The following is a 22,075-nucleotide window of genomic DNA, read 5'->3' as shown; positions in this document are numbered from 1 at the left end:
GTGCGGTCCGTCGAGCGTAAGGCGCAAAACCTCCTGTCGCTCCTCCACCAAGGTCTGTTGTGGGCGAACTCACCTGTGCTGTCACCGGTTCGGCTGGCAGCGGGGCGCATGAGGTGCGAGAGAAGGCGCGCGGCCGCGCATGCACGCCGGTAACGTCCTCAAGTATGGACACGTCCTGGTGGCTCGCGCTCGCCGCGGTGGTTTTGCTCGCGCTGGTCGCCGCGCTCGTCGACGGGTGGGGGCGGCGCCGTCCGCAAGAGCGCAGGACACGGCCCCGGGGGCGTGCTGAGGGACCGTCGGGACAGCCGCGGCCCGCCGAGATCTGGTGGGCGGGCGTTCCCTACGAGGACGGTTCGGGGGGCAAGGACCGGCCCTGTCTGGTGCTCGCGGTGCGCGGCCGGCACGCGACCGTCGCGAAGATCACCAGTAAGTACCGCGACGAGCGGGTCGGGGTGATCCCCCTGCCGCCGGGCGCCGTCGGGGACGCGCAGGGGCGGCCGAGTTTCCTGGAGACGGGCGAGCTGCGGCAGGTGCCCGTCTGGGACTTCCGGCGCCGGGTGGGTGTGGTGGACCCGGTCCTGTGGGACCAGGTCCGGCACCTGGCGATGTGAACGTCCTGGGCCCTACGCCCAGAGCTGGCCCTGGAGCGTCTCGATGGCCTCCTCCGTGGTGGCGGCGGTGTAGACGCCTGTGGAGAGGTACTTCCAGCCTCCGTCGGCCACGACGAACACGATGTCCGCGTTCTCGCCGGCCTTCACGGCCTTGTTGCCCACGCCGATCGCCGCGTGCAGGGCGGCTCCGGTGGAGACGCCGGCGAAGATGCCCTCCTGCTGGAGCAGGTCGCGGGTGCGGGTGACGGCGTCCGCCGAGCCGACCGAGAAGCGGGTGGTCAGGACGGAGGCGTCGTACAGCTCCGGTACGAAGCCCTCGTCGAGGTTGCGCAGGCCGTACACCAGGTCGTCGTAGCGCGGCTCGGCGGCGACGATCTTCACGCCCGGCTTGTGCTCGCGCAGGTAGCGGCCGACGCCCATGAGGGTGCCGGTGGTGCCGAGGCCCGCGACGAAGTGGGTGATGGAGGGGAGGTCCGCCAGGATCTCCGGGCCGGTCGTGGCGTAGTGGGCGCCCGCGTTGTCCGGGTTGCCGTACTGGTAGAGCATCACCCAGTCGGGGTGCTCGGCGGCGAGCTCCTTGGCCACCCGTACGGCGGTGTTGGAGCCGCCCGCGGCAGGCGACGAGATGATCTGCGCGCCCCACATGCCGAGCAGGTCGCGCCGCTCCTGCGAGGTGTTCTCGGGCATGACGCACACCATGCGGTAGCCCTTGAGCTTGGCCGCCATGGCCAGGGAGATGCCGGTGTTGCCGCTCGTCGGCTCGAGGATCGTGCAGCCGGGGGTCAGACGGCCGTCCTTCTCCGCCTGCTCGATCATGTACAGGGCCGGGCGGTCCTTGACCGAGCCGGTCGGGTTGCGGTCCTCCAGCTTCGCCCAGATGCGGACGTCGGCGGACGGCGAGAGCCGCGGAAGGCACACCAGCGGGGTGTTGCCCACCGCGGCCAGCGGGGAGTCGTAGCGCATCGGAGATCAGCGACCGTTCGGGTCAGGCCATGCCGCCGGCGACGGCGGGCAGGATGGTCACGTTGTCGCCGTCGGAGAGCTTGGTGTTGATGCCTTCGAGGAAGCGGACGTCCTCGTCGTTGAGGTAGACGTTGACGAAGCGGCGCAGTTCGCCTCCGTCCACGATGCGGGCCTGGATTCCCGCGTGCCGGGTCTCGAGGTCGGCGAAGAGCTCGGCGAGGGTGTCCCCGGTGCCTTCCACCGCCTTCTGGCCGTCGGTGTACTGGCGAAGGATGGTGGGGATGCGGACCTCGATGGCCATGGTTGCGGGCTCCTGTCGGATGGTGTTCGGGTCGGTGGGCGCACGGCAGCGCAGATAAGGCAGGTGGTGCGTGTGAGGCGCCGCGGCCCACGGCCGTACGGCGGCAGGGCAGCGTCAACAGATGGCGCTGGCGAGCCTGCACAGGTCGACGTGCAGCCGCGCCACGAGCAGCATGCCCGGCGTCTTTTCGCTCACGTCGTTCAGAACCATGGGCTCATCGTATCGATTCCCGGTCGGGCATCCGGAGAGTGATCTCGCATTCCGGACGGATTTCATCCAGAGTTCGAGATCAGTACGACTCCACCACCTTGACCTCCTCCTCCGTCACCTCGCCCTCAACGATCCGGAACGACCGGAACTGGAACTCGCCGGCTCCGTCGGTGTCCGCCGTCGACACCAGGACGTAGTGGGCGCCCGGCTCGTTGGCGTACGAGAGGTCCGTGCGGGAGGGGTAGGCCTCGGTCGCGGTGTGGGAGTGGTAGATGATCACGGGCTCCTCGTCGCGGTCGTCCATCTCGCGGTAGAGCTTGAGGAGGTCGCCCGAGTCGAACTCGTAGAACGTGGGCGACATGGCCGCGTTCAGCATGGGGATGAAGCGCTCGGGGCGGTCCGTGCCCGCCGGGCCCGCGACGACGCCGCACGCCTCGTCGGGATGGTCCTTGCGAGCGTGCGCGACGATCTGGTCGACGAGGGCCTGGGTGATGGTCAGCATGCTCGTCAGGATAAGCAGAAGGGCCACTCCGTACCGAGGTGTGGTACGGAGTGGCCCATATGCCGGACACCCTGAGCGGCAGCCGGAGCGGGTGCCACGAGTACCCGCTCCGGCCGGACGTCCGTGGTGAGGGGCAGGAGGAGGATCAGCCCACCTTCTCCAGCGCACGCTCGCGGCGCTCCGTCACCTGCGGGTTGCGGGACTTCAGGATCGCCCAGCCGACGGCCAGCGCGGCGGCCCAGCCGGCCATGACGTAGAGGCAGACCCGGGAGTCGGCGTCGTACGCGATCAGGCCGGTGACGAAGAGCAGGAACACGATGGCGATCCAGCTGCACGCCGCTCCGCCCGGCGCCGGGAAGGAGGAGGCGGGCAGCCGGCCGGCCTCGACCGCACGGCGGTAGAGGACATGGCTGACCAGGATCATCAGCCAGGTCCAGATGCCGGCCGCGGTGGCGACGGAGGTGACGTAGCCGAAGGCCTTCTCCGGGACGACGTAGTTCAGGACCACGCCGATGCCCATGAAGAGGACCGAGACGGTGATGCCGAAGGCCGGGGTCTTGGACGCGGACAGCTTCCTGAAGGCGGCCGGGGCCTCGCCGCTGTCGGCCAGGTTCCGCAGCATGCGGCCCGTGGAGTACATGCCCGAGTTGCAGGAGGACAGGGCCGCGGTCAGGACGACGAAGTTGACGATGCCCGCGCCGGCCGGGATGCCGATCTTCGCGAAGGCGGCGACGAAGGGGCTCACGCCCGGCGCGAACTCCGTCCACTTCACCACGCACAGGATGACGGTGAGGGCGCCGACGTAGAACAGCGCGATGCGCCAGGGCAGGGTGTTGATCGCCTTGGGGAGGGTCTTCTCCGGGTTCTCGGACTCACCGGCCGTGACGCCGACCAGCTCGACGGCGAGGTAGGCGAACATGACGCCCTGCAGGGTCATCAGGGACGAGCCGATGCCCTTGGGGAAGAAGCCGTCGAAGGCCCACAGGTTGGAGACGGCCGCGGTGTCACCGGCGGAGCTGAAGCCGAGGGTGAGCACGCCCAGGCCGATCACGATCATGCCGATGAGGGCGGTGACCTTGACCATCGAGAACCAGAACTCCAGCTCACCGAAGAGCTTCACGGAGATCAGGTTGACCCCGAAGAGGATCACCAGGAAGACCAGGGCCGTCACCCACTGCGGGATGGCCGGGAACCAGTAGTTGACGTAGATCGCGGCGGCCGTCAGCTCGGCCATGCCGGTGACGACCCACATCAGCCAGTACGTCCAGCCGGTGAAGTAGCCGAAGAACGGGCCGAGGAACTCTCGGGAGTACTCCGCGAAGGAGCCCGAGACCGGGCGGTAGAGCAGGAGCTCGCCGAGCGCCCGCATGATGAAGAAGACGATCGCGCCCGCGAGTGCGTACATCAGGATGAGGCTGGGTCCGGCCTTGGCGATGTTCGCGCCGGCTCCCAGGAACAGGCCGACGCCGATGGCGCCGCCGATCGCGATCATCTGGACCTGGCGGCTGCCCAGTCCGCGCTCATAGCCCTCTTCGGAGGTCTTCTCCGTGTCGACCTTGGCGGAGGTCATGTGTGGTGCGCCTTTCTCCATGCCGACCCGGGCCTCTCGTCGGCCTCGGATCGGGTCTCGATCCCCCCGGATTGATGGAGCTGGGCGGGCTCGCGGAGCCCGCCCCTGCCTGGCCGGCGGTTGCCGGCTCGGTGGCGCACCCGGCTGGCACATGGGTGGTGTTCGCCGGGCGGTCGTGAAGATCTATCACGGCCGCAATATTGATCGCCTGTGCCACATGTGGCGCACAGCACAGGAAGAAGCGGACAAAGAGCACCCGTAGGGCGCATAAACCGCCGCTACGGTGACGCGATCGTTATCCGGATTTGAGCGTCCTCTGAGCGAACACAGGGCCCGCGCATTTCAGGGCAGGAGGGTGGAAACCAATGTCTCCTGGAGCCCGCCGAGCCACAGGTACGCCATGACCATCGGCTTACGCGGGTCCTCGTCCGGGAGCCGGTAGAGGAGCTCGGTGTCGTCCTCGTCGGCGATCTCCAGGCGGGAGCCGATCGCCAGGCGCAGGTCGTTGAGGGCACCCAGCCACTGCTGGGACTCCTCGTGCGACAGCTTGAGGACCGCCCCGGCCTCGTCCACCGGGGTCAGCGCGTCCAGGGAGTGGATCACCGCGAGGGCGTTGTCGCGTTTGCCGGCACGCAGGTCGTTCTCGGTGTAGCGGCGGAACTCGGCGGAGTGCGCCTTCTGCTCCTCGGCCTCCTGGGGCCCGGGAGCCGCCTCGGGATCGCTGTAGGCGTCGGGGAAGAGCCGCTTGAGGACGGGGTCCGCGGGCGGTTCGCTCGGACCCTCGGCGAACAGCTCGGCGAGCGGGTCGGCCGGGGCGTCCTCGGCGGGGCCGGGGCCGATGAGTTCCAGGAGCTGGACGGCCAGCGACCGGATGATGGAGATCTCGACGTCGTCGAGCGCGACGGCCGCGCCGCCGCCGGGGAGCGGTTCGAAGTGTCCTGGCATCAGGGGATATCGCTACTTCCGGTCCTGCTGGAGGGTGGCCCACAGGCCGTAGCCGTGCATGGCCTGCACGTCGCGTTCCATCTCCTCGCGGGTACCGCTGGAGACGACCGCCCGGCCCTTGTGGTGGACATCGAGCATGAGCTTGGTGGCCTTGTCCTTGGTGTAGCCGAAGTACGCCTGGAAGACGTAGGTCACGTAGCTCATGAGGTTGACCGGGTCGTTGTGGACGATGGTGACCCAGGGGACGTCCGGCTCGGGGACGGCGAAGACCTCTTCCGCCGACTCAGTGCGTTCGATCTCTACGGGAGCGGGTGACGTCACAGAGCCCATGCTGCCACCCGAGGGGGGTGGTCGCACAAATGCGCCCCGCAGCAAAGCCTTTTGCATGTCGCGCGACCCGAAATCGTCAAACTGACGAGATGGGGGTACGATCCATTGCCATGCTGCAAGCACCGGGGGACGGCCCCCGGACCCCGGCCGACGCCGGGGCACCCGGAGAATCAGGGCTAGGAGAGGTTTGGTGGACGTAGCGGACCTTGGGCTGCCGGTGGACGTTCCCTCGACGGCGCTCTTCACGGACCAGTACGAGCTCACGATGTTGCAGGCAGCCCTGAAGGCGGGCACGGCCGGGCGGCGGTCGGTGTTCGAGGTCTTCACCCGCCGGCTGCCCAACGGGCGCCGCTACGGCGTCGTCGCCGGCACCGGGCGCGTCCTGGACGCCGTCGAGAACTTCCGCTTCGACGAGGGCGTGCTCGGCTTCCTGCGCGAGCGGAAGATCGTCGACGAGGAGACCCTGGAGTGGCTGGCCGGTTACCGCTTCAGCGGTGACGTCCGGGGCTATCCCGAGGGCGAGGTCTACTTCCCGGGCTCCCCGATCATGCGGGTCGAGGGCTCCTTCGCCGAGTGCGTGCTCCTGGAGACGGTGATCCTGTCCATCCTCAACCACGACTCGGCGATCGCGGCCGCCGCGTCCCGGATGTCCTCGGCCGCCGGAGACCGGCCGCTGATCGAGATGGGCGCCCGGCGCACCCACGAACTGGCGGCCGTCGCGGCCTCCCGGGCCGCGTACGTCGGCGGCTTCGCCTCGACCTCCGACCTGGCCGCGGGCTTCCGCTACAACATTCCGACCGTCGGCACCTCGGCGCACGCCTTCACGCTGCTGCACGACACCGAGCGCGACGCCTTCCGGGCCCAGGTGAACTCGCTGGGCCGCAACACCACCCTGCTCGTGGACACGTACGACGTCGCCGAGGCGGTCCGTACGGCCCTGGAGATCGCCGGGCCCGAACTGGGCGCCGTGCGGATCGACTCCGGGGACCTGCTGCTGGTCGCGCACCGGGTGCGCCAGCAGCTCGACGAGCTGGGCGCCCGGGACACGAAGATCATCGTGACCTCCGACCTGGACGAGTACGCGATCGCCTCACTGGCCGCGGCGCCCGTCGACGCGTACGGCGTCGGTACGCAGCTGGTGACCGGGTCCGGGCATCCGACCTGCTCGATGGTGTACAAGCTGGTCGCGCGCGCCGAGTCCGACGACCCGAACGCGCCGCTGGTCCCGGTGGCCAAGAAGTCGAGCGGCGGCAAGACGTCCATAGGCGGCCGCAAGTGGGCCGCGCGGCGGCTGGACGCGGACGGCGTCGCGCAGACCGAGGTCGTCGGAACGGGTGCCGTACCGCCCGAGCTCGCCGACCGGCAGCTGCTCGTCGAGCTGATCAAGGGCGGCGAGGTCGTCGCCCGCGAGCCGCTGGACACCGTACGTGACCGGCACGTGGCCGCCCGGGCCGGCCTTCCGCTGTCGGCCACACAGCTCTCACGCGGGGAACCGGTCATTCCGACGGAGTATGTCCAGGGGCGCTCGGGTAGCTAGGCAGGGTGCGCCATTGTTCACGCCCCGTAGTGCCCCTCCCCTACCCGCCGGGAAGTCTCTAGGCTCGGAAGTTCACGGCCGGGCCCGCACCCCTTCCTCATCGAAGACCCCATAGCCGAAGGACACCCACCATGCGCCGCGCCTTGATCGTCGTAGACGTGCAGAACGACTTCTGCGAGGGGGGCAGCCTCGCGGTCGCCGGGGGTGCCGATGTCGCCGCCGCGATCACCGAGCTGATCGGGCAGGCGCCCGCCGGCTACCGGCATGTGGTGGCCACGCGCGACCACCACATCGCGCCCGGCGGCCACTTCGCCGACAACCCCGACTACCGCCACTCCTGGCCCGCGCACTGTGTCGCGGGCACGGAGGGGGTCGGCTTCCACCCGAACTTCGCCCCCGCGGTCGCCTCCGGCGCGATCGACGCCGTCTTCGACAAGGGGGCGTACGCGGCGGCCTACAGCGGGTTCGAGGGCACCGACGAGAACGGGGTGAAGCTGGGCGACTGGCTGAAGGCCCGGGAGATCGGCGAGGTGGACGTGGTCGGGATCGCCACCGACCACTGTGTGCGGGCCACCGCCCTCGACGCCGCGAAGGAGGGCTTCGTCACCCACGTCCTCCTCGACCTCACCGCCGGGGTGGGCCAGGAGAGCACCGAGCGGGCGATCGAGGAGATGCGGGAAGCCGGGGTCGAGCTGTCCGGGAAGCCCGTCGTGCAGTAGGCGGCCCGAGCGCGGCCCCCACGCGTCCTACTGCGCCTGCGGTGCCGTGGGGCGCCTCAGCAGGGCCCTGATCGGGTGCCACAGCTCCGTCATCGTCACGTCACTGTCGGGGGCGGTGCGCCATATCAGGCCGTCGGGGTGGTGCAGGACGGCCGTGATCTCGTCCGGGGTGGGCGGGGCCGCGTTGCCCCGCAGGTAGACCGCACGCATGCCGAGGTTGCGGAGCCTGGTCAGGGCCCGCGCCCGGTTCTGGGCGTGGACGAGGACGCGCACGCCGGGGGTACCCCAGGCGTGACCCTCGACGGCGGGGCGGGGCAGATTCAGCGCCACCACCACCGTGCCGTTCGGCAGCTTGCAGAAGCCTCCTGCGGCCATGCGGTCACATCCCCGTTTCAGTCGGTGTTCCAGGCGGTGTCAATAAGAGAACCACAGGACGCACCTAAACACGATCGGCGGCAACCCCGCCAGGGGTTGCCGCCGATACGCTTTTGACCTGCGAAAACGTTGACTACTTCGCCGACGGTCCGACCTGGAGGGTGATCGTCGAGCCGCTCAGCGGCTCCCAGAGGATCTTGATCCGGGTGTTGGTGTCAGTGATCTTGACGCCCGCCAGCGGGTTCGACTCGTCGTAGTACGCCGACTTGCCGTCGTCGAAGACCGGGACACCGGCCCGCGACTTGATCTTGGTCGCGACGTCCGCCTTGTGCAGCGTGATCGCGTCCGTCGGGTACCAGCTGAAGGTCGAGTCGAAGGCCTGGATGCGGTTGCGCATCAGCGTGCCGTCGGACCACTTCAGCGGGGTCGGGTGCGAGTCGATCGGGAGGATCAGGCCCTCACCCGGGTGCTGGCTGGTGTTGTCGTCCGCCTGGGAGGTGTCCCACTTCCAGATCAACAGGCCGTTCTGGTACGGGTAGTGCTCCACCCAGTCCGGACGGGTCGTCGAGAAGCCGTAGTTGTACGGGCCGACCTTGAGGGTCTTGTCGTACGACACGTACTGGCGGTTCTCCGCGATGTAGTACTGCGCGTAGTCGTCCGTGATGGACGCGCCGATGCGGGAGAAGCCGCTGGCCGTCCAGGCCGCGTCCGCGGTCTCCGCGTTGTCGGAGAACAGGGCCGCGCCGTCGGCGGTCAGCGTGATCTCGTCGGCCGCGAAGCCCTTCTGCGCCACACCGCCGTCGGTCTGGTAGCGGAAACGGACGTCGATCTTCTTGCCCGCGTAGGCGTCCAGCGGGAACGTCAGCTTCTGGTAGGCCTCGACCGTGCCGGTGAGGGCGGGCTTGCCGCTGCCGTCCTTCGGGACGGCGGTGCCGTCGGCCAGCGTGCCGTCGACCGGCGTCCAGTTGGCGCCGCCGTCGGTGGACACCTCGGTGTAGAGGTAGTCGTAGTCCTTCTCGATGTCCCACCAGGCGTCGAGAGTCAGCGACGCCGAGGACTTACCGGTCAGGTCGACCGAACGGGCCAGCGTGTTGCGGAGGTTGTCGCCGCTGCCGCTCCACCACTGGGTGGCGCCCTGCGCCGGGGTGACCACCTCGGTGGTGACCGTCTTGTCGGGCAGCTGGACCACGAGGGCCTGGGCGTTCTTGGTGTTGTACTCCGCGACGCCCAGCGTGTGCGTGGACTTGGTGCCGGCCTTGGCGACGTCGTAGTCGAGCCAGCCGAGCTGCAGCTTGTCCCAGGCGTTCATGTCGCCGGGCAGGTCGCCGATGGACTCCTTGCCGGTGCCCAGCCAGGAGCCGGACGACATCAGGGTCCAGAAGCCGGTGGAGTTCTCGCCGCCGCCGGAGGTGTCGTACTCGTCGGGCAGGCCGAGGTCGTGGCCGTACTCGTGGGCGAAGACGCCCAGGCCGCCGTTCTCCGGCTGGATGGTGTAGTCGCCGACCCAGATGCCGGTGTCGCCGATCTGGGCGCCGCCGAGCCTGTTGCCGTCGGGGCCGGTGGCGCCGGCGTCGGTTCCGAACGCGTACCAGCGGTGGGCCCAGATCGCGTCCTCGCCCTGGGCGCCGCCGCCCGCGGACTCGTCCTCACCCGCGTGCACGATCTGGAAGTGGTCGATGTAGCCGTCGGCCTCGTTGAAGTTGCCGTCGCCGTCGAAGTCGTAGCGGTCCCACTGGTCGAACTGGGCCAGCTCCGCCTTGATCTCGGCGGCCGTGTCACCGGCGGCCTCGCGCTCGGCGACCCAGGCGTTGACGCCGTCCTGGACCGCGTACCAGGCGCCGGTGGGGGCGTCGTTGGAGCCGTAACGGGCCTCGTTGTAGGGGACCTTGACCCAGTCGGTCACTTCGCCCTCGACCGAGTAGCGGCCCGAGGACTGCTTCTCGTAGTACTTCTTCAGCGACTCGACGTTCGTGCCGGTGCCGAAGTACAGGTCCTGGAAGTGCTGCTGGTCGTAGTCCGCCTGCCAGGCCGTGCTGTTGTTCACGGCGCGGTCCGGTGCGGCGATCTGGTTGTGCAGCGGGCCGACCGTGCCGCCGTAGCGGCTGTCGATCTGGTCGCCGAACTCGACGAGGATCGTGAAGATCTTGTCGGTCTTCTCGCGGCCGAGCTCGACGTACTTGTCCTCGCCCTTGAGCTGGACGACCTTCGAGCCGTCACGGTTCTTCACCGTGGCGGCACCGGATATGACCTGGTCGAGTGCCTCCTTGCGCTGTGCCTGCTGGGTCTTGGTCAGCGGGCCGTCGAGGTCGTGCTCCTTGGCCTTCACCGGCTGCGGGTCGTGCCCGTCCACCACCGGTGCCTGCGCGGACTTGCCGTCCGCCGCCTGCGCCACGGCGAACGTCGAGAACGTGGCGGAGGCCGCCGCGAGCGCGACGACCGTGGCGGCCGCTCTGAACGTCCAGGGTCTACTGGTCACTTGATGTCCTCCCCTAACGCGCTCCGGCCGCGCGGAAGGGGGGTCCTGTTGTGGAAGGTCCGCGCGCGGTTATACGCGTGTAGTCAAGTGACGCCATTTGACTACTGGTTTACGAGAAAAGACAGACCTTGACTTGGACAGGACAACTGCATTATTGGAGAGGGGCGTTCGCATTGCGGACACACGACGGCAACGGAACCGGCGCGTGCGACCGTCCACTTGATGGACCCCATGACTCCGTGCGCCCCCTGTGCACCGGCACCGTGGGTAAGGTCACGCTTACCGCTCGTTCCACTCGGGCATGCAGGCGAATAGAGTCGAGATCGCCCCCGCTTCCGAGGACACGATTGCCATGCCTCGTCCGACTTTCGCACAGCTCACCTACGGTTCCTGCACCGTGCTCTTCTCCACGCTCGCCATGCTGCTGCTGTCACAGACGAGTTCGGGCCCCGGGATCGCGGTCATCGCCGTCGCGGCGCTCGCGCTCGGCCTGCTCGTCGCGCTCACGGTCCCGGTACCGAAGCCGACGCCCCGGCCCGTGGCAGAGCCGCCCGCCGAGGAGCCCGTACCCGCGACGGTCGCCGCGGCCGAGCCGGTGCGCGCGCCGACGGCTTCCTGACACGACATCACGGCGGTCCCGTGCCTCACGGGCCCGCCGTCGTGCTGTCTTCCGCCAGGCGGTGCTCACCGGTCCACCGCATCCCGTGGCAGCATCCATCGCCGGCGCGACCTCCACGCGTCGGCCGGCCGGGAATCCGGGCGGCGTTCCGCCGGGGGCCCGCGGCACCGGCACGGTCAGCGGCCCCGGCGAGAGCAGGCGCGGGGCTGCGGTCTTCAGGTGCGTCTGCCGTCAGTTGGTGCTGACCACCACCGTCTTCGCCGCCTTGTCGTGCAGGCCCTGCTTGTAGGGCTTGTCGAAGAAGCTCCAGCCGCCCGAGATCGCGGTCCAGACGCAGGCGCAGCAGAACGCGAACGGCAGCCACAGCACCAGCGAGCGCATGAGCGTGGCCTGTACGGAGGGCGTGGCGCCGTCGTCGAGGTTGGCCACCCGCATGTTCAGCCACTTCTTGCCGAGGGTCTGCCCCGACCTGGCGATCATGAAGGTGTCGTATCCGATGTAGAGCACGGCCGCGACGACCGACTGCCACAGCGACCTCGCCACGTTGACCTTGTCACTGTCCACGTCGTACTCGGTGACGCCGAAGCCCCAGGTGAGCAGCCACACCACGACACCAACGAGGATCATGTCGATGATGCGGGCCAGCGTTCGCTTGCCGCTGTCGGCGAGCGGGGGCATGCCGGCGAGCGGGTCGCCGGGGTGGGGACCGCCCCCGTAGGGGTCACCGCCGTAGGGGCCGCCTCCGTACGGCGGGGGCTGCTGACCTCCGTGAGGCGGCTCGCCGCCGTAGGGCGAGCCCGAGCCCTCGCCGGGCGCCCCGGGCGGCGGCTGCTTCCTGAACGGGTCGTCCTCCGGTGGCTGCTGACCGGAGCCGGGAGGCGGTTCGCTGCTCATGGCCCGAGTCGACCGCGAACGTCCCGGCTCCGCATCCGGCGAGCGGCCGTCCGGAGTACCGATTTGACTGGTTCTTCTGCTGTATGCGGTCAGCCCGCCACGAACGTATGGGACGCCTTGTCGTGCCAGCACTGGTGCCACGGCCGGTCGAACAGACCCCACACGACACCGACGACACCGATGCCGAGCAGACCGGGGACGCTGTAGACGAGCCAGCGGCGCAGGGCCAGGCCGAAGGACGGCGGCTCGTGTGCCTCGATGTCCCGTACCTCCAGGCCGAGCAGCTTCTTGCCCAGCGTCCGGCCCCACTTGGCGGTGGGCAGCACCTCGTAGAGCACGCCGAAGACCAGCAGGACGGCGAGGACGACACCCAGATACACCGAGGTCGTGCCGTCGAGCAGCCAGACCGTGACGGTACGGCCGGAGAGCTTGGCCGCGTCGATCTTCTCGGTCACGTGGTCGACCGCCTTGATCCCCAGCGGTACGGCGGCCACGGCGGTGACGCCCGCGAGGACGACGGTGTCGATCAGCCGGGCGGCCAGCCGCTTGCCGAGCCCCGCGGGGCGGGCCGCCGCCTGGCGCCGGGCGGCCGCCTGGAACACGTCCTCGACCGGCGGCTTCCAGGGCGCGGGCGGCCTGCCGTCCCCGGACGCCCCCGCCAACTGGTGCACCTGCTGCGCCCAGGAGGACTGCCCGCCACCGACACCGGTGCTCATGGGGGGAGCCGGGGCGGCAGCCTGCTCGGCGCGGGCCGCGGCCTGCTGGGGCACACCGGCGGCCCGCTGGGGAACACCCGGGCCGGCCTGCTGGGGGCTGGAGAGAGCCGCCGGGGCCACGACGGCGGGCGGCTGCGCGGCCGCCCCGGCACCGGCCGCCTGTACCGGGGCCGGTACCTGCGGCTGGCCCTGCGCCTGGGCCTGGCCCTGGCCCTGCGCCTGTGCCTGTGCCGCTGCCGCACGCTCGACGGCCGCCTTGCCGGCACCGAAGCCGGGAGCTCCGCCGCCCGCACCCGCCTCCGCGCCCGCGCCACCGCCGTCTGCCGGGGCGCCCGTGCTCCCCGGCTGCGCCCCGGACGCCCCGTCCTGCTGACCCGTGCGCGGGGGCAGCGCACGGAACGTCACGGTGCCGTCGTCCGCCGGAGGGCCGGAGGCGTCCGGCCTGCCCGTCGGGCGGCGGAACACGAACGTGCCGCCCGAGGCCACGGCGCCATCGGAACCGGAAACCTCCTCCTGCTCCGCGGGCGGGATCGTCGCCGTACCGTCCGCGCTCGGCGAGCGGCCGTCGGGCTGCGCCGGACTCGGGGCGGGCACGCGGGGGTCGGCGCCCTGCGGGCTGCCCCAGGAGACCCGGCGGTCCTGATCGCCGCCGAAGCCGGACTGCCGGGACCGGTCGGCGCCCCACGCGGACGCCGGTTCGGGCCGGCTCCCGTACTGGTCGCCGGCGGAGGGCTGCGGGTCCTCGTCGAAGAAGTGCGGCCCGGTCTCCTCCACGGAGGGCTGTGCGGGGCGCGTGCCGGGCGGGGGCGTGAGCGGCTCGCCGTCGGACGGCGCCGGCCGGCTCGTGCCCGGTACCCAGGCGGCACCGTTCCAGTACCGGACGTATCCAGGAATGGACGGGTCCGGGTAATACCCTTCGCGGGGCCTGTCGTCGCCGGGGGCCGGGGTTGGGGCGCTCATGTCCGTCGTCCCGTATCTGCTCGGGGGTCGTATGCGGCCTCCACATCTATCAGACCAGCGCATGTGGCACCGCCAGTCCCGCCGGACCCGCCCCTTTCCGGGCAACCTCGTACACGTACTTCACACGCGGAGGACAGGCCCGAAAAAAGTTCCGCGAACCCGCGTAATGATTCCGGACCCCTCGCCCTCTCACCTCGTACGGGCCCACCCGAACGGGCCCCCTACGAGAGGAAGGTACGACGATGCACACCATGGTGGAGCGCGAGCTGGAGCTCAGACTCGTCCTGTCGCCGGAGCACAGCATCCCCGTCGCGGCCCGGCTCAGCTACCGCACGGAGGACCCGTTCGCCGTGCACATCACCTTCCACATCGACTCCGAGCAGCCCGTGTACTGGGCGTTCGCCCGCGAGTTGCTGGTGGAGGGGGTGTTCCGGCCGTGCGGGCAGGGGGACGTACGGGTGTGGCCGACGAAGGCGGACGGGCGCAGCGTCGTGCTGATGGCGCTGAGTTCACCCGATGGGGACGCCCTGCTCGAGGCGCCCGCCGCGCAGGTGTCGGCCTGGCTGGAGCGGACGCTTCGGGTGGTCCCGCCGGGGACGGAGGGCGAGCAGCTGGGGATGGACGACGCCCTCGCCCAGCTGCTCGCCCGGTGAGCCCGGCGGGCCGCGAAGTTCAGAACAGCTTGCCCGGGTTCAGGATGCCCAGCGGGTCGAAGACCTGCTTGACCGCCCGCTGCATCTCCACCCCCACCGGGCCGATCTCGCGCGCCAGCCACTCCTTCTTCAGCACGCCCACGCCGTGCTCGCCGGTGATCGTGCCGCCGAGTTCCAGACCGAGGGCCATGATCTCGTCGAAGGACTCGCGGGCGCGCCGGGACTCGTCGGGGTCCTGCGCGTCGAAGCAGACCGTGGGATGTGTGTTGCCGTCGCCCGCGTGCGCGCAGACCCCGATGGTGAGCTGGTACTTCTCGGCGATCCGCGCGACACCCTCGAGCATGTCGCCGAGCCTCGACCGGGGCACGCACACGTCGTCGATCATCGTCGTGCCCTTGACCGCCTCGAGGGCGGTGAGCGACAGCCGCCGTGCCTGCAGCAGCAGTTCGGACTCGGCCACGTCGTCGGCCGGGACCACCTGGGTGGCGCCCGCGGCCTCGCACAGCTCGCCGACCGCGGCGAGGTCGGCGGCCGGGTCGGGTGTGTCGAACGCGGCCATCAGCAGCGCTTCCGTCGTCTCCGGCAGGCCCATGTGGCCCAGGTCGTTGACGGCCTTCACCGTCGTACGATCCATGAGTTCGAGGAGCGACGGGACGTGGCCGCCCGCCATGATCCGGCAGACGGCGTCGCAGGCGGCGGCCGCGGAGGCGAACTCGGCGGCCAGCACCAGCTGCTGCGGCGGCTGCGGCCGGAGGGCCAGGATCGCCCGTACGACGATGCCGAGCGAGCCCTCGGAGCCGACGAACAGCCGGGTCAGGTCGTACCCGGCGACCCCCTTCGCCGTGCGCCGGCCGGTGCTCATGAGCCGCCCGTCCGCCAGCACGACGTCCAGGCCGAGGACGTACTCGGCCGTCACCCCGTACTTCACGCAGCACAGGCCGCCCGACGCCGTGCCGATGTTGCCGCCGATCGTGCACATCTCCCAGCTGGAGGGGTCCGGCGGGTAGTAGAGACCGTGTTCGCCCACCGCGCGGGAGAGGGTCGCGTTGACGACTCCGGGCTCGACCACCGCGATGCGGTCGACGGGGCTGATCTCCAGGATCCGGTCCATCTTCGTCAGCGACAGCACGATGCAGCCCTCGGAGGCGTTGGCCCCGCCCGACAGGCCCGTGCGGGCGCCCTGCGGGACGACCGGGACGCGCAGCTGCGTGGCGGTGCGCATGACGTGCTGGACCTGTTCGACCGTGCGCGGCAGGACGACCACCGCGGGAGCGCCGGCCGGGCAGAAGCTGGCCATGTCGTTGGCGTAGGAGGCCGTGACGTCCGGGTCGGTGAGGACGGCCTCGGCGGGCAGGCCGGCGAGCAGCCGGTCGAGAAGGTTGCCGGTGGCTTCGTCGCGCGGCGCTTCGATACGGCTCATGATCACAGCGTCGCACCGGGGGCCATCGGTGTGAACCCCGTCGGCGGCACCCTTGGGCCGCCCGGGTGTGGTCGTCGTACTGCCGCACAGTGAGCGGCATGGACGCCATGCAGAAGGAAGACGAAGCCCGGCCCCGGGTGCGCGGGCGCGTGCTGATCGGCTCGCTGTTGGGGTGTGCCGTACTCGGCGGGCTGCTGATGTCCCTGCTCGACGATCCGGCGGCGACCAGGGCGCCCGCGCCGGCCCAGGGCGCGCAGGCGCTGACGGCCGTCGGCGCCGGTGTCCCGGCCGCGCTGCCCGACCTGGCCGTGCTGATCGACGAGCGCGAGGCACGGGTGCGGGCGCATCCCGGGGACGCGCAGTCGTGGGCCGTGCTCGGGGCGGCCTACGTGGAGCAGGGCCGGCGCACCGCGGACGCCGCCGTGTACTACCCGAAGGCGGAGCAGGCGCTGCGCACGTCGCTCGACGTGCGGCCGGAGGGGAACGCGGAGGCGCTCGACGGCATGGCCGCGCTGGCGAACGCGCGCCGGGACTTCAGGGCGGCGCGGACCTGGGGCGAGTCGGCTCTGAAGCTGGCGCCGAAGCGGTGGACGGCCTATCCGCCGCTCCTCGACGCGTACACGGGCCTCGGTGACTACAAGGCGACCAGGCGGACGCTGGAGAAGCTCCTTGAGCTGCGGTCCGGGCCGGCCGTGCTGGCGCGGGCCGCAGCCGTCTACCGCGACCAGGGCAGGCGCGAGGACGCGGCGGCCGCGCTGTCCGACGCGGCGGCGGCCGAGGCGCCGGCCGAGCAGGCGGCGTGGCTGGAGCGGGCCGGGCAGCTGGCGTGGGAACGCGGGGACCGGGAGGTCGCCCTGCGGCACTTCCGGGCGGCGCTGCGTCTCGACCCCGACCAGCGGGCCGCGCAGGCCGGGCAGGGGCGGGCGCTGGCCGCGCTGGGCCGCACGTCGGAGGCGCTGGGCGCGTACCGGGCGGCGCTGGCCAAGCAGCCGCTGCCGCAGTACGCGCTGGAGCTGGGCGAGTTGTACGAGTCGCTGGGTTTGGAATCGGCGGCGCGGGTGCAGTACGACCTGCTGCGGGAGCGGGTGAACCAGGACGCGGCGGGCGGGGTCGACGGGGAGCTCGTCCTCGGCCTGTCCGAGGCGGACCACGGGGATCCGCAGGCGGCGGTGCAGCGGCTGCGGGCCGAGTGGCAGCGCCAGCCGGGGATCGCGGTGGCCGACGCGCTGGGGTGGGCGCTGCACCGGGCAGGCCAGGACGAGGAGGCGCTGCGGTTCGCCACGGCGGCCACGGACAAGGTGCACGGGGGCGGGGTGCGCAGTGCGTTGTACGCGTACCACCGGGGCATGATCGAGCGGCAGCTGCAGCAGTCCGGGCCGGCGCGGCGGCACCTTCAGGAGGCGCTGCGGATCAATCCGTACTTCTCGCCGCTGCATGTGCGGGAGGCGAGGGCCGCGTTGGCGGAGTTGGGGGAGCCGGCGGACGAGGGCGTGCCGGAGTAGGAGGGGTTCAGACCGCGGCCGTGCCGATCAGCGCGTTGCGGGTGACCAGCGCCGCCAACCGCTCCTCGTCCAGCGCGTCGGTCCCCTCCGGTCTGCGCGGGAGCACCATGTAGCGCGTCTCGGCGCTGGAGTCCCACACCGTGATGTCCACCGAATCGGGCAGGTGGAGGCCGAACTCCGCCAGGACCGCCCGGGGTTCGCGCACCACGCGGGAGCGGTACGCCTCGGACTTGTACCAGCCGGGGGACGGGCCGAGGAGGCGGAGCGGATAGCAGGAGCAGAGGGTGCAGACGATGACGTTGTGGGTCGAGTCCGTGTTCTCCACGACCCGCAGGCGCTGGTACGGGCCCTCCATGAAGCCGAGCTCCCGGACAGCGGCGGTGCCGTCCGCCAGCAGACGGGACCGGTACGCCTCGTCGGTCCAGGCGCGCGCCACCACCCGTGCGCCGTTGGCCGGGGACGAGCCCGCCAGGAACGCGTCGATCACCTCGTCCACCGCCTCGCCCGAGACCAGCCCCTTCTCCTCCAGCAGGGTCTCCAGCCGCCGTACCCGCCGCGCGATCAGCGCGTCGGAGTGGTCACCGCTCATCGCCGGGCTCCTCCTCCAGATAGCTCTCCCACAGGTCCAGTACGACGTGGTGGTCGCCCTCGCCCCACAGGTCGCGGGCCTCGAAGCGGACCGCGTACACCTGCTCGACGGGCACGGCCGAGCGCCCCTGCGCGCTGACGTCGGCGAGCGGCGCCCGCCCCTCCGGCTCGACGACCACGCCCCGCTTGCCGCGCGCGTACCGGGGCAGGCGGGTGTGGTGCGGCGGGTCGTGGCGGAAGGTGCAGACCCGGGTGCCCGGCGGGAAGCGGTCAGTCATCCAGCTCACCCGGCCCGATGACGCCCTTTCGCTCCAGCAGCGCGCAGATGGCGTTGAACCAGCGCTCGTAGTACGAGGACGCCAGGTACTCCCCCGGCGGGATCGACTCGATCGCGTCCCGGAACTCGTCCGTGTTGAAGATCCCCCGCGCACGCAGGGCGTTGAACAGCCCGACGACCCGGGCCTCCCAGTCGGCGTGGAAGGGCGCCGGGTCATCGGTGGTGTCGATGGCTCCGAACCCCTGGGTGCCGCCCACGTCGTTGATCCTCGCCATGGACGTCACCCTATGCCGGGCACAGCCGTCGGCTACAGGTTTCCGCGCTTGGCCTGCTCCCGCTCGATCGCCTCGAACAGCGCCTTGAAGTTGCCCTTGCCGAAGCCCATCGAGCCGTGGCGTTCGATGATCTCGAAGAACACGGTCGGACGGTCCTGGACCGGCTTGGTGAAGATCTGGAGCAGATAGCCGTCCTCGTCGCGGTCGGCGAGGATCTTGAGCTCCCGGAGCGTCTCCACGGGGACGCGGGTGTCGCCGACCCACTCGCCGAGGGTGTCGTAGTAGGAGTCGGGCGTGTCCAGGAACTGCACCCCGGCCGCGCGCATCGTCCGTACCGTCTCGACGATGTCGTTGGTGTTGAGCGCGATGTGCTGGACGCCCGCGCCGCCGTAGAACTCCAGGTACTCGTCGATCTGGGACTTCTTCTTGGCGATGGCGGGCTCGTTGATCGGGAACTTGACCTTGAGCGTGCCGTCGGCGACGACCTTCGACATCAGCGCGCTGTACTCGGTCGCGATGTCGTCGCCCACGAACTCCTTCATGTTCGTGAAGCCCATGACCTTGTTGTAGAAGCCGACCCATTCGTTCATCCGGCCGAGTTCGACGTTGCCGACGCAGTGGTCGATGGCCTGGAAGGTGCGGTGGGCGGGCGGTTCGACGAGGGGGTGCGCCGCCTCGAAGCCGGGGAGGTAGGGGCCCTTGTAGCCCGTGCGCTCGACCAGGGTGTGGCGGGTCTCGCCGTACGTGGCGATCGCGGCGAGGACGACCGTGCCGTACTCGTCCGTCAGCTCGTACGGCTCGGCGACCGAGCGGGCGCCGTGCTCGAGGGCGTAGGCGTAGGCGCGGCGGGCGTCCGGAACCTCGATGGCCAGGTCGACGACTCCGTCACCGTGCCGGCCCACGTGCTCGGCGAGGAAGTGGCCCCAGGTGGTGGCCGGCTTGATGACCGACGTGAGGACGAAGCGGGCGGAGCCGTTCTCCAGGACGTAGCTCGCGGTCTCGCGGCTGCCGTTCTCCGGTCCGGAGTACGCGACCAGCCTCATGCCGAAGGCGGTGGAGTAGTAGTGCGCCGCCTGCTTGGCGTTGCCCACGGCGAAGACGACCGCGTCCATTCCCTTGACCGGGAAGGGGTCGGCCTGCCGGGCGGTGTCGGGAGTGTGGTGTGTGGTCTCTGTCATGGCCGCAGCCTTGTACTGCCCTGCAAGATGCGCAACAGTTCGCATGATTGGCGAACAATATGTCCAGTCGTACGGCCGTATCGGCGGCCCTTCTGTACAGGATGACCACCCGGGAGGACGGCATGGCGATCGATCATCTGGACGGGCGGATCATCGTGCTGCTGGCGCGGGAGCCGCGGATCGGCGTGCTCGAGATGTCGCGGCGGCTCGGGGTGGCCCGGGGGACGGTGCAGGCGCGGCTGGACCGGCTTCAGTCGAATGGAGTCATCCGTGGGTTCGGGCCCCAGGTCGATCCCGCGGCGCTGGGCTATCCCGTCACCGCGTTCGCGACACTGCAGATCCGGCAGGGACAAGGAGCCGACGTACGGGCCCACTTGGCGACCGTCCCGGAGGTGCTGGAGCTGCACACCACCACCGGTACCGGGGACATGCTGTGCCGGCTCGTGGCCCGCTCGAACGCCGATCTCCAGCGGGTCATCGACCTGGTCGTCGGTTTTGATGGGATCGTCCGGGCCTCCACCGCGATCGTGATGGAGAACGCCGTTCCGCTGCGGATCATCCCGCTGGTGGAGCAGGCGGCCCGCGCCTGACCCATGTAGGAGTGAGGGCGTGTGAGCTTCTGGGAGTACCTCGGCGACCGCCACCAGCAGTTGCTCACCGACGCCTGCCGGAACGCCGGTGTCGTGTTCGCCTGCGTGGCCGTGGCGACCGTGCTCGGCGTACTGATCGCGGTCCTCGCCCACCGCGGCGAGCGGGCCGGCCGTCTCGTGACCACGACCGCCTCCACCCTTCTGGCCGTCCCTTCGCTCGCCGTGATCGGTCTGCTGATCCCGGTGGTGGGGCTCGGCGTGCCGCCGACCGTCATCGCGCTGACGCTGTTCGGGCTGCTGCCGATCGTGCGGCATTCGGTGGCGGGGCTGCGGGGGGTCGACCCGACGGCGCGGGCGGTACGCGTGGAGCTGGCGATCGCCTGGCCGCAGATCCTGACCGGCATCCGGGTCGCCACGCGGATGCTGATGGGCATCGCGGCGATCGCGGCGTACGCGTCCGGGCCGGGCCTCGGCAACGAGATCTTCCGCGGTCTTGAGTCCCCGGCCGGCGAGAACGCGCTCAACGAGGTCCTCGCGGGCACGCTCGGAATCGTCGTCCTGACGCTGCTGTTCGACGCCGCGTACGTGGTCGTCGGGCGGCTGACGATTCCGAGGGGGGTTCGCGTATGACCACGTCGGAGGTGGACGAACCGACACAGGCCTGCCCGCCGTCGCCTCTCCCCCGGCTCCACGTGACCTGGCAGAAGCTGACCCTCTTGCCCGCCTTCCTGGTGGCCGTACTGCTGGCGGCCCTGCTGTGGTGCCGGCAGGCCGACCTGGACACGGTCTCCGAGAACGCGCTGGCCCACGGCCGGGTGTCGGAGGCGCTGTGGCAGCACGTGGAACTGGCGGTGATCTCGACGATCCTCGTGCTGATCATCACGCTTCCGCCGGCTGTGCTGCCGGCCCGTGCGGGGTTCGGGAGGGTGCTCCGGGTGGCGAGGGCCGTCGCCGCCCTGGGCCGGGCGGTCCCGGCGGTCGGCCTGCTGGCGCTCCTGACCCTCTGGCTCGGCACGGGCAGGACGGCCGCCCTGATCGGCATGGTCCTCTGCGCTGTCCTCCCGGTTCTGTCGACCGTGATCGCCTCCCTGAAGGCGAACGTCCCGACGCCGCTGGTGATCCTCGCGGGCGTCCGGACCGCCCTCGTGCTGAACGTCGGTACGGCGACTCTGGCGGCCTTCGCCGGGGGCGGCGGCCTGGGCGTGCTGATCACGACGGGCATCACCACCCGGCGCATGCCGGTGCTGGTGCTCGGCTCCGTCCTCACGGTCGCGCTGGCGCTGCTGGCCGACTGGCTGGCATCGGTGGGCGAACTGCTGCTGCGGGCACGGGGGTTGAAGACGGGGATCTGAGGCGAGACTTACAAAGAAGTGATTGCAAAGCACGCGGACTGGCACACCCACTGCGGATGCAGTTGCTGGACGCGCTGCGACAGCGCGGGCCCGCCACGGCGTCCCAACTGGCCCAGCGGCTCGGCGAGTCCAGCGGAGCCACCAGCTACCACCTGCGCCAGCTCGCCGCCCACGGCTTCGTGGAGGACGCACCCGAGCAGGGCAAGGGGTGGGAGCGCTGGTGGCAGGCGGTGGACGAGGGACTGGTCTTCGACAGCACCGAGTTCGAGGACGCCACGCCCGTGAAAACTCGACCTGGCTCGGCACTCGCGACGACTGGTCCGAGGCATGGTCCCAGGGCTCCGACATGAGCGACGCGACGCTACGGCTGACGCCCGAACTGGCCGCCGAACTCGTCACCAAGATGCACGCACTGGTCGACGACTACCGGAGCCGGGTCCGCGACACGGACTCCCCGGGCGTCGAGACGGTACGCATCCACACGCACCTCTTCCCCATCAGCACGGACTGAG

25 protein-coding genes and 1 pseudogene are annotated in these 22,075 nt (G+C 70.6%); 10 read left to right on the top strand and 16 right to left on the bottom strand.

What is annotated here, in order from left to right; translation table 11 throughout:
* Nucleotides 1-164: 164 nt before the first annotated feature.
* A complete protein-coding gene (locus tag ABZO29_RS27175) occupies nt 165-611 on the top strand; it encodes a type II toxin-antitoxin system PemK/MazF family toxin (protein WP_367322791.1) in 447 nt (148 codons plus the stop codon).
* A 12-nt stretch (nt 612-623) separates the two neighbouring features.
* Here the strand turns inward: ABZO29_RS27175 and ABZO29_RS27170 are convergent, their stop codons facing one another.
* The 7 genes from ABZO29_RS27170 to clpS form a co-directional block, all read right to left on the bottom strand.
* Nucleotides 624-1,574, bottom strand: a complete 951-nt coding sequence (locus tag ABZO29_RS27170) for a PLP-dependent cysteine synthase family protein (protein ID WP_367322790.1) — start codon at nt 1,572-1,574, stop codon at nt 624-626.
* A 22-nt stretch (nt 1,575-1,596) separates the two neighbouring features.
* Nucleotides 1,597-1,875, bottom strand: a complete 279-nt coding sequence (locus ABZO29_RS27165) for a MoaD/ThiS family protein (RefSeq protein ID WP_367322789.1) — start codon at nt 1,873-1,875, stop codon at nt 1,597-1,599.
* 114 nt (nt 1,876-1,989) lie between these two features.
* Entirely contained in the window at nt 1,990-2,085 is a 96-nt protein-coding gene (locus tag ABZO29_RS27160) for a putative leader peptide (protein ID WP_317633465.1), read from the bottom strand.
* A 79-nt stretch (nt 2,086-2,164) separates the two neighbouring features.
* On the bottom strand, nt 2,165-2,587 hold the full coding sequence (locus ABZO29_RS27155) for a Mov34/MPN/PAD-1 family protein (RefSeq protein ID WP_367322788.1): 423 nt from the start codon (nt 2,585-2,587) through the stop codon (nt 2,165-2,167).
* Between the two features lie 145 nt (nt 2,588-2,732).
* The gene (locus ABZO29_RS27150; RefSeq protein WP_367322787.1) at nt 2,733-4,157 is read right to left on the bottom strand and encodes an amino acid permease; all 1,425 of its coding nucleotides are present in this window, start codon (nt 4,155-4,157) and stop codon (nt 2,733-2,735) included.
* Between the two features lie 342 nt (nt 4,158-4,499).
* Complete coding sequence (locus ABZO29_RS27145) at nt 4,500-5,102, bottom strand: DUF2017 domain-containing protein (protein WP_367322786.1); 603 nt, start codon at nt 5,100-5,102, stop codon at nt 4,500-4,502.
* 12 nt (nt 5,103-5,114) lie between these two features.
* A complete protein-coding gene (clpS, locus tag ABZO29_RS27140; RefSeq protein WP_367322785.1) occupies nt 5,115-5,432 on the bottom strand; it encodes an ATP-dependent Clp protease adapter ClpS in 318 nt (105 codons plus the stop codon).
* A gap of 190 nt (nt 5,433-5,622) precedes the next feature.
* Between clpS and ABZO29_RS27135 the strand changes: the two genes are divergently transcribed.
* Both ABZO29_RS27135 and ABZO29_RS27130 read left to right on the top strand, forming a co-directional pair.
* Nucleotides 5,623-6,969 carry a nicotinate phosphoribosyltransferase gene (locus ABZO29_RS27135; RefSeq protein ID WP_367322784.1) on the top strand — a complete coding sequence of 449 codons (1,347 nt, stop codon included), beginning with the start codon at nt 5,623-5,625 and terminating at the stop codon, nt 6,967-6,969.
* A gap of 131 nt (nt 6,970-7,100) precedes the next feature.
* On the top strand, nt 7,101-7,688 hold the full coding sequence (locus ABZO29_RS27130) for an isochorismatase family protein (RefSeq protein ID WP_367322783.1): 588 nt from the start codon (nt 7,101-7,103) through the stop codon (nt 7,686-7,688).
* A gap of 27 nt (nt 7,689-7,715) precedes the next feature.
* On the opposite strand, the gene ABZO29_RS27125 is transcribed toward ABZO29_RS27130, so the two are convergent.
* Nucleotides 7,716-8,063 carry a hypothetical protein gene (locus ABZO29_RS27125; RefSeq protein ID WP_367322782.1) on the bottom strand — a complete coding sequence of 116 codons (348 nt, stop codon included), beginning with the start codon at nt 8,061-8,063 and terminating at the stop codon, nt 7,716-7,718.
* Nucleotides 8,064-8,196: 133 nt separating this feature from the next.
* Nucleotides 8,197-10,539, bottom strand: coding sequence for an immune inhibitor A domain-containing protein (locus ABZO29_RS27120; protein WP_367322781.1), 2,343 nt, complete (start codon nt 10,537-10,539; stop codon nt 8,197-8,199).
* A gap of 352 nt (nt 10,540-10,891) precedes the next feature.
* Between ABZO29_RS27120 and ABZO29_RS27115 the strand changes: the two genes are divergently transcribed.
* Nucleotides 10,892-11,158 carry a hypothetical protein gene (locus tag ABZO29_RS27115; RefSeq protein ID WP_367322780.1) on the top strand — a complete coding sequence of 89 codons (267 nt, stop codon included), beginning with the start codon at nt 10,892-10,894 and terminating at the stop codon, nt 11,156-11,158.
* Nucleotides 11,159-11,389: 231 nt separating this feature from the next.
* Here ABZO29_RS27115 and ABZO29_RS27110 read toward each other — a convergent pair whose 3' ends face one another.
* Both ABZO29_RS27110 and ABZO29_RS27105 read right to left on the bottom strand, forming a co-directional pair.
* A complete protein-coding gene (locus ABZO29_RS27110) occupies nt 11,390-12,052 on the bottom strand; it encodes an RDD family protein (protein ID WP_367322779.1) in 663 nt (220 codons plus the stop codon).
* Nucleotides 12,053-12,141: 89 nt separating this feature from the next.
* A complete protein-coding gene (locus ABZO29_RS27105) occupies nt 12,142-13,728 on the bottom strand; it encodes an RDD family protein (protein WP_367322778.1) in 1,587 nt (528 codons plus the stop codon).
* 242 nt (nt 13,729-13,970) lie between these two features.
* On the opposite strand from ABZO29_RS27105, the gene ABZO29_RS27100 reads away from it, so the two are divergent.
* The gene (locus ABZO29_RS27100) at nt 13,971-14,381 is read left to right on the top strand and encodes an SsgA family sporulation/cell division regulator (RefSeq protein WP_367322777.1); all 411 of its coding nucleotides are present in this window, start codon (nt 13,971-13,973) and stop codon (nt 14,379-14,381) included.
* Between the two features lie 19 nt (nt 14,382-14,400).
* On the opposite strand, the gene ABZO29_RS27095 is transcribed toward ABZO29_RS27100, so the two are convergent.
* On the bottom strand, nt 14,401-15,807 hold the full coding sequence (locus tag ABZO29_RS27095; protein WP_367322776.1) for an FAD-binding oxidoreductase: 1,407 nt from the start codon (nt 15,805-15,807) through the stop codon (nt 14,401-14,403).
* Nucleotides 15,808-15,899: 92 nt separating this feature from the next.
* Between ABZO29_RS27095 and ABZO29_RS27090 the strand changes: the two genes are divergently transcribed.
* On the top strand, nt 15,900-17,303 hold the full coding sequence (locus tag ABZO29_RS27090; protein WP_367322775.1) for a tetratricopeptide repeat protein: 1,404 nt from the start codon (nt 15,900-15,902) through the stop codon (nt 17,301-17,303).
* A 7-nt stretch (nt 17,304-17,310) separates the two neighbouring features.
* On the opposite strand, the gene nthA is transcribed toward ABZO29_RS27090, so the two are convergent.
* Genes nthA through hppD form a run of 4 tightly spaced genes read right to left on the bottom strand, consistent with a single transcriptional unit; the run spans nt 17,311 to nt 19,621 of the window.
* On the bottom strand, nt 17,311-17,892 hold the full coding sequence (gene nthA / locus ABZO29_RS27085) for a nitrile hydratase subunit alpha (RefSeq protein WP_367322774.1): 582 nt from the start codon (nt 17,890-17,892) through the stop codon (nt 17,311-17,313).
* Nucleotides 17,882-18,169: an SH3-like domain-containing protein gene (locus ABZO29_RS27080; RefSeq protein WP_367322773.1), complete on the bottom strand. Its 288-nt coding sequence runs from the start codon at nt 18,167-18,169 to the stop codon at nt 17,882-17,884. Before ABZO29_RS27080 ends, nthA begins: the two co-directional genes overlap by 11 nt.
* Nucleotides 18,162-18,443 (bottom strand): hypothetical protein, encoded by a 282-nt coding sequence (locus ABZO29_RS27075; RefSeq protein ID WP_367322772.1) that lies wholly within the window; start codon nt 18,441-18,443, stop codon nt 18,162-18,164. Before ABZO29_RS27075 ends, ABZO29_RS27080 begins: the two co-directional genes overlap by 8 nt.
* A 32-nt stretch (nt 18,444-18,475) precedes the next feature.
* Nucleotides 18,476-19,621 carry a 4-hydroxyphenylpyruvate dioxygenase gene (gene hppD, locus ABZO29_RS27070; RefSeq protein ID WP_367322771.1) on the bottom strand — a complete coding sequence of 382 codons (1,146 nt, stop codon included), beginning with the start codon at nt 19,619-19,621 and terminating at the stop codon, nt 18,476-18,478.
* A 122-nt stretch (nt 19,622-19,743) separates the two neighbouring features.
* Between hppD and ABZO29_RS27065 the strand changes: the two genes are divergently transcribed.
* From ABZO29_RS27065 to ABZO29_RS27050, 4 genes and pseudogenes are all read left to right on the top strand, one after another.
* Nucleotides 19,744-20,211, top strand: a complete 468-nt coding sequence (locus ABZO29_RS27065) for an Lrp/AsnC family transcriptional regulator (protein ID WP_367326262.1) — start codon at nt 19,744-19,746, stop codon at nt 20,209-20,211.
* Between the two features lie 21 nt (nt 20,212-20,232).
* Nucleotides 20,233-20,841, top strand: a complete 609-nt coding sequence (locus tag ABZO29_RS27060; protein ID WP_367322770.1) for an ABC transporter permease — start codon at nt 20,233-20,235, stop codon at nt 20,839-20,841.
* Complete coding sequence (locus tag ABZO29_RS27055) at nt 20,838-21,563, top strand: ABC transporter permease (RefSeq protein ID WP_367322769.1); 726 nt, start codon at nt 20,838-20,840, stop codon at nt 21,561-21,563. The genes ABZO29_RS27060 and ABZO29_RS27055 overlap by 4 nt, the downstream gene beginning before the upstream one ends.
* A pseudogene (locus ABZO29_RS27050) lies at nt 21,560-22,074 on the top strand (ArsR/SmtB family transcription factor). The gene ABZO29_RS27055 and the pseudogene ABZO29_RS27050 overlap by 4 nt, the downstream one beginning before the upstream one ends.
* Nucleotide 22,075 lies beyond the last annotated feature (1 nt).

This window comes from Streptomyces sp. HUAS ZL42, from assembly GCF_040782645.1.
Taxonomy (GTDB): domain Bacteria; phylum Actinomycetota; class Actinomycetes; order Streptomycetales; family Streptomycetaceae; genus Streptomyces.
The sequence above is the reverse complement of the archived record's forward strand: the minus strand, read 5'-3'. Positions and strand labels throughout refer to the sequence as shown.

Excerpts from the sequence above, each read along its gene's own strand:
- hppD (WP_367322771.1), bottom strand. The coding sequence starts at position 19,621 with ATGACAGAGACCACACACCACACTCCCGACACCGCCCGGCAGGCCGAC.
- ABZO29_RS27090 (WP_367322775.1), top strand. The coding sequence starts at position 15,900 with ATGGACGCCATGCAGAAGGAAGACGAAGCCCGGCCCCGGGTGCGCGGG.
- ABZO29_RS27175 (WP_367322791.1), top strand. The coding sequence starts at position 165 with ATGGACACGTCCTGGTGGCTCGCGCTCGCCGCGGTGGTTTTGCTCGCG.
- ABZO29_RS27170 (WP_367322790.1), bottom strand. The coding sequence starts at position 1,574 with ATGCGCTACGACTCCCCGCTGGCCGCGGTGGGCAACACCCCGCTGGTG.
- nthA (WP_367322774.1), bottom strand. The coding sequence starts at position 17,892 with ATGAGCGGTGACCACTCCGACGCGCTGATCGCGCGGCGGGTACGGCGG.
- ABZO29_RS27145 (WP_367322786.1), bottom strand. The coding sequence starts at position 5,102 with ATGCCAGGACACTTCGAACCGCTCCCCGGCGGCGGCGCGGCCGTCGCG.
- ABZO29_RS27065 (WP_367326262.1), top strand. The coding sequence starts at position 19,744 with ATGGCGATCGATCATCTGGACGGGCGGATCATCGTGCTGCTGGCGCGG.
- ABZO29_RS27165 (WP_367322789.1), bottom strand. The coding sequence starts at position 1,875 with ATGGCCATCGAGGTCCGCATCCCCACCATCCTTCGCCAGTACACCGAC.
- ABZO29_RS27055 (WP_367322769.1), top strand. The coding sequence starts at position 20,838 with ATGACCACGTCGGAGGTGGACGAACCGACACAGGCCTGCCCGCCGTCG.
- ABZO29_RS27160 (WP_317633465.1), bottom strand. The coding sequence starts at position 2,085 with ATGGTTCTGAACGACGTGAGCGAAAAGACGCCGGGCATGCTGCTCGTG.
- ABZO29_RS27130 (WP_367322783.1), top strand. The coding sequence starts at position 7,101 with ATGCGCCGCGCCTTGATCGTCGTAGACGTGCAGAACGACTTCTGCGAG.
- ABZO29_RS27105 (WP_367322778.1), bottom strand. The coding sequence starts at position 13,728 with ATGAGCGCCCCAACCCCGGCCCCCGGCGACGACAGGCCCCGCGAAGGG.
- ABZO29_RS27115 (WP_367322780.1), top strand. The coding sequence starts at position 10,892 with ATGCCTCGTCCGACTTTCGCACAGCTCACCTACGGTTCCTGCACCGTG.
- ABZO29_RS27150 (WP_367322787.1), bottom strand. The coding sequence starts at position 4,157 with ATGACCTCCGCCAAGGTCGACACGGAGAAGACCTCCGAAGAGGGCTAT.
- ABZO29_RS27155 (WP_367322788.1), bottom strand. The coding sequence starts at position 2,587 with ATGCTGACCATCACCCAGGCCCTCGTCGACCAGATCGTCGCGCACGCT.
- ABZO29_RS27125 (WP_367322782.1), bottom strand. The coding sequence starts at position 8,063 with ATGGCCGCAGGAGGCTTCTGCAAGCTGCCGAACGGCACGGTGGTGGTG.
- ABZO29_RS27100 (WP_367322777.1), top strand. The coding sequence starts at position 13,971 with ATGCACACCATGGTGGAGCGCGAGCTGGAGCTCAGACTCGTCCTGTCG.
- ABZO29_RS27075 (WP_367322772.1), bottom strand. The coding sequence starts at position 18,443 with ATGGCGAGGATCAACGACGTGGGCGGCACCCAGGGGTTCGGAGCCATC.
- ABZO29_RS27110 (WP_367322779.1), bottom strand. The coding sequence starts at position 12,052 with ATGAGCAGCGAACCGCCTCCCGGCTCCGGTCAGCAGCCACCGGAGGAC.
- ABZO29_RS27080 (WP_367322773.1), bottom strand. The coding sequence starts at position 18,169 with ATGACTGACCGCTTCCCGCCGGGCACCCGGGTCTGCACCTTCCGCCAC.
- clpS (WP_367322785.1), bottom strand. The coding sequence starts at position 5,432 with ATGGGCTCTGTGACGTCACCCGCTCCCGTAGAGATCGAACGCACTGAG.